Origin of the sequence: Moorena sp. SIO4E2 (assembly GCF_010671945.1) — a bacterium.
Lineage (GTDB): Bacteria > Cyanobacteriota > Cyanobacteriia > Cyanobacteriales > Coleofasciculaceae > Moorena > Moorena producens.
Genome location: NZ_JAAHIE010000598.1, coordinates 1 through 4,096, shown reverse-complemented (window position 1 = coordinate 4,096; position 4,096 = coordinate 1). Strand labels below are relative to the sequence as shown.

The 4,096-nt window shown below is 39.2% G+C and carries 7 protein-coding genes and 3 pseudogenes; 2 read left to right on the top strand and 8 right to left on the bottom strand.

Going from position 1 to position 4,096, the window contains the following annotated elements; translation table 11 throughout:
- Positions 1-38: 38 nt before the first annotated feature.
- Positions 39-263, bottom strand: a pseudogene (locus tag F6K37_RS33820) (XisI protein); the annotation flags it as partial.
- A 129-nt stretch (positions 264-392) separates the two neighbouring features.
- On the opposite strand from F6K37_RS33820, the gene F6K37_RS33815 reads away from it, so the two are divergent.
- Positions 393-803: a XisH family protein gene (locus F6K37_RS33815; protein ID WP_287255102.1), complete on the top strand. Its 411-nt coding sequence runs from the start codon at positions 393-395 to the stop codon at positions 801-803.
- Complete coding sequence (locus F6K37_RS33810; RefSeq protein ID WP_287255100.1) at positions 791-1,126, top strand: XisI protein; 336 nt, start codon at positions 791-793, stop codon at positions 1,124-1,126. Before F6K37_RS33815 ends, F6K37_RS33810 begins: the two co-directional genes overlap by 13 nt.
- 37 nt (positions 1,127-1,163) lie before the next feature.
- On the opposite strand, the gene F6K37_RS33805 is transcribed toward F6K37_RS33810, so the two are convergent.
- The 7 genes and pseudogenes from F6K37_RS33805 to F6K37_RS33775 form a co-directional block, all read right to left on the bottom strand.
- A complete protein-coding gene (locus tag F6K37_RS33805; protein WP_287255098.1) occupies positions 1,164-1,511 on the bottom strand; it encodes a Txe/YoeB family addiction module toxin in 348 nt (115 codons plus the stop codon).
- Positions 1,453-1,761, bottom strand: a complete 309-nt coding sequence (locus tag F6K37_RS33800; RefSeq protein WP_287255097.1) for a type II toxin-antitoxin system Phd/YefM family antitoxin — start codon at positions 1,759-1,761, stop codon at positions 1,453-1,455. The genes F6K37_RS33805 and F6K37_RS33800 overlap by 59 nt, the downstream gene beginning before the upstream one ends.
- A 246-nt stretch (positions 1,762-2,007) precedes the next feature.
- Positions 2,008-2,346 carry a XisI protein gene (locus F6K37_RS33795; protein ID WP_287255095.1) on the bottom strand — a complete coding sequence of 113 codons (339 nt, stop codon included), beginning with the start codon at positions 2,344-2,346 and terminating at the stop codon, positions 2,008-2,010.
- Positions 2,347-2,441: 95 nt separating this feature from the next.
- On the bottom strand, positions 2,442-3,194 hold the full coding sequence (locus F6K37_RS33790; protein ID WP_287255094.1) for an element excision factor XisH family protein: 753 nt from the start codon (positions 3,192-3,194) through the stop codon (positions 2,442-2,444).
- Positions 3,195-3,200: 6 nt separating this feature from the next.
- Positions 3,201-3,290, bottom strand: a pseudogene (locus F6K37_RS33785) (HNH endonuclease); the annotation flags it as partial.
- Between the two features lie 184 nt (positions 3,291-3,474).
- The gene (locus F6K37_RS33780; RefSeq protein WP_287255092.1) at positions 3,475-3,735 is read right to left on the bottom strand and encodes a hypothetical protein; all 261 of its coding nucleotides are present in this window, start codon (positions 3,733-3,735) and stop codon (positions 3,475-3,477) included.
- Positions 3,736-3,866: 131 nt separating this feature from the next.
- Positions 3,867-3,980: pseudogene (locus tag F6K37_RS33775) on the bottom strand (element excision factor XisI family protein); the annotation flags it as partial.
- Between the last annotated feature and the right edge of the window lie 116 nt (positions 3,981-4,096).

The window sequence follows — 4,096 nt, the reverse complement described above, 5'->3', positions numbered from 1 at the left end:
AGAGGTAAATTGACTGTCATAGAACTTATCAGCAAACACTATGCGATCGCATACCCAGTATGTTCACGAATCTCGGGGGGATGAAAAGCAAGAACAATCCTATCCTTCGGTACTCCTGAAGCAACCAGTTCATCTGTGATCCCATCTTCCATACCGTCGTAGTGAATCCAGATTTTACCATCGCGGATTGAACCATCAACAACCGTACCATATACACGGCGATGATTTTCCCAGCCTTCATGGAGCAGCAGAAAATAATTGCGAACGCGCCCCGCGTGACCTACGGTCAATCGCTAACCTAACCCAGAATAACTCAAAACTCTAAAGGAAGTCCATTATTGTATAATGGTCTTGTATCAAGATTTGCATAGATTGCCCGTCATAGCCAGCGAATGAGAGACCTATTTCATAATGCTGTAAGGCACGGACTAGAAAAAGATGGCTGGACAATTACCGATGATCCTCTCAGGATTCGATCTGGCCGAGTTGATATGCAAATAGATTTGGGAGCTGAGAGGTTACTTGCAGCAACAAAAGGAAATGAAAAAATTGCTGTTGAGATCAAAAGCTTCACCAATCCATCTAATATTTCTGAATTCCACACTGCTCTGGGGCAATTTTTAAATTACCAAGTTGCTTTAGAACAAGAAAAATCTGAATTCAAACTGTTTTTAGCAATACCTGTTGGGGCATTTAAGACTTTCTTTAGTCTACCATTTGTCCAAACGGTAGTTAAGCGTTTTCAGCTCAGTCTATTGGTTTATGATCCATCTGAAGAGGTGATTTTAGAATGGAAAAAATAATCCAGTATCGCCAATACATTAAACAACTTCTGAGTGACTATGCCAGTAAAAGTCCATCTGATGAAGATGTTGAAGCTGCCTTAATTTTTGACTCAGACCACGACCATTACCAGGTTGTCTATACCGGCTGGAAGAATCGCCAACCTATGTATGGTTGTGTTCTACATTTCAGCATCAAAAATGCCAAAATTTGGATACATCATGATGGAACTGAAATTGGTTTTGCCAACGAACTCGTCAAATTGGGAGTACCAAAGACCGATATTGTACTAGCATTTCAAGAACCTGCTATACGTCAATATACTGACTTTGCAGTGAATTAGAGGAAATTGGCTTAAAAAATAAAACCCAACAAAACCACTACTCATAATGATACCGACAAGCCAGAAAATCAATCTGACTACTTCCCACCCGATAAATCAGCCGATGCTCTAAATCAATACGTCGTGACCAAATATTTGCATCCATATACTTTAATGGTTCTGGTTTACCAATGCCCTCAAATGGATTGTCCATTACAGCAGTAACCAAATCCAAAATTTTCGACGCGACTTTAAAATCATGCTTGAACCACCAAGCCAAATCTTCCTTAAACCTAGAACTAAAACCAGGACTGCGATTAACAACCACTGGCTTTACTTGATCGGATTCAGCCTTTTTCTTCTTCTTCTTCTTGCTTAATTCCCAATTCAGAGTAAAGTTCTTCAATGGTTTGAGGTTTAATTTTTCCAGTCTTAGACTCCTCAATTGCATCCAGCAGGCGAATTGCATTAGTAGGGTTTCTTAACAGATAAACTGTCTCAACCAAACTCCTCAAATCCGATTCTGTAATCAAAGCAACATTCTCACCATCACGACGATTGATGATATATACTTGATTATTTTGTGCAACTATATCCAACAACTTAAAAAAGTTATTTTTAGCATCCGTTGGAGATGTGATTTCGTAATCAAACATCAATTTATGTAAAGATTTACGTAAATCTATTATATCACTTCTCCCAAATCAAGCAACAGATGCTTTCCTGGAAATCAAAACCTGATCTGACTTTCTAAATTTTGAATTTTGAATTTTGAATTTTAAATTGTTATGAGTAACCATATTGAAAACTTCCCTTTAGACAAAGAGTTAACCTTAAGCGACTCCTCCAATCCCTTAAGCATTACCACAACTTCCCTATCCCTCACCAAACAAAGTGCAACGCTAAGCAATTGCAAATTCGGTATATTGTCTAACATGAGGTGGATGAAATGCCAAAACAATCTCCTCTCGTAGTATCCCTTTCTGTAACAAATCTGTCGCCACCCCATCCTCTGTCCAATCTTCCTCAATCCAAATCTTGTCATCCTTCAAACGGATATGAATCATCACACTCTTAATCCGCTCATCTTTATGCCAACCCATCAGCAGCAAAAGGTACTGATCCTGTACCTCATCAAACGCTAAAGCACTTTCAATTGTAGAACCAGATTTTTTATTAAGCTGATGATATTCTCTTACAAATTCTTGGACAATTTGCCGATAACGCTTTAATCTATCCATTGCTCAATCACCTCACTTTCTGAATCAACGACCAACACATTAACCTGATTGCGATTAATAATCATCTGAGTTAACTGACGTTTAAAATAATTTTGCTAAGTTCCTTTTGTGATCGCTAAATACAGTTTAAAATCTAATTCTTTTTCTACCAAAATATCCCTATAAACAATATACTGACCTACAGCTTGTTCTAGGTCATTTACAAACGATCGACCCAAGAAACTCTTGACCTCTACAAGAATTTTTCGACCCTGCTTTTCTGCTGCGATCGATTTTTCTGCGGCAATATCCACGTATAAGCGATCGCCACCATACTCCAAAGTATAATCTTCTGTTAAAATCTTCCAGCCATCTTTGACTAATGCAAATCTAACAGCATGATGGTAAATATCTTTAGCAGGCATTGGCTTTATTGTAGCACAGACCTCTTTGATTCTAACGCGCTCAAGATTTACGGATGAATACCAAAATGCGATCACCCGCGACACTAGTGCGATCGCGTGATCTTTTAGGTTGGGTTGAGGAACGAAACCCAACATCCTCCTCCGGCAATCTATAGAACTTACCATACTTTCGGGATCTGGAAAATAAAATGATGCTACCCACAACGTTGAACTTTGAATCGGGTCATTTTCTGGTGGATGTCGTCCAACTTCCTTGTCAGCAGCGCGAATATTAATAATTCGTTTTCTATTCAAATCCAATGTCAACACCGTTGCACGCCCCTTTGAAGTGATACCAAGAATATAAAGCGTGTCTTTTGACCAAATAAAATGTTCTTGCCAGTCATCAATACGGGGGTTAAATAAAGGTATTTCTGTCTTCGACTCCTCATCAAATGCAGTCACCTGATCTGACTTTTGACGATTACAATGAAAACAAGCTAACGCCAAATTATCAATATTATTGCTACCGCCCTTACTTAAGGGAATTACATGGTCTACTGTAAAAGGAACATATTGCCATTGTTCGCGCTTCTTGACCCTCCGGGTTCAGCAGTTACTCTACTTGGGGAAACCCCAAGACCGTACTGCTTCACAATACTCGCATAAAAGCTGGGCACGCTTACGAACTTGATTTTGGATTGCTTCACTAATATAACGACTCACAAAACTATAAAAAATAACTTTAAATTATCGAACTATTACGTAGGATACGATTAACAAAACTTAAATAATCATCTAATTCTTCATATCCATCCAATTCTATTTCTTCCTCCTCCGTGAGTGCATTTTCTTTTTGTTTTCCGAGGAGTATTTCAATTCGTTCAATCACCAAACTAGAAGCACGAAAAATTGGCACACCTTCGACTAAATCGATCCGGACAGCACCATCGAGAGGTAAACTTCTAGGTAGATTTTCTAGTTTGATAGGTAAATTTACTGTCATAGTATATAGTTTAAAATACTTCAAATATTGCGGTGTTTTGTGGTGACTTTCTTCCCAGTGCGTGACGGTCTACTACTTCTTCTAATATACAAGGGTGCGCCCTTCGACAGCGTAACCCACCAAAGCACACCCTATGCCACCGCATACCCAGTATGTTCACGAATCTCGGGGGGATGAAAAGCCAGAACAATCCTATCCTTCGGTACTCCTGCAGCAACCAATTCCTCCGTGATACCATCTTCAATTGACATCTTTAGCTTACCGGGAATATTCAGCTTAGTAACCCAAGTCTTGGGCTTGATATTTGCCTACATTCGTGGTAATGCAGCCAAACTCTTTGGGAAGTAGTAGCTGGCATGGA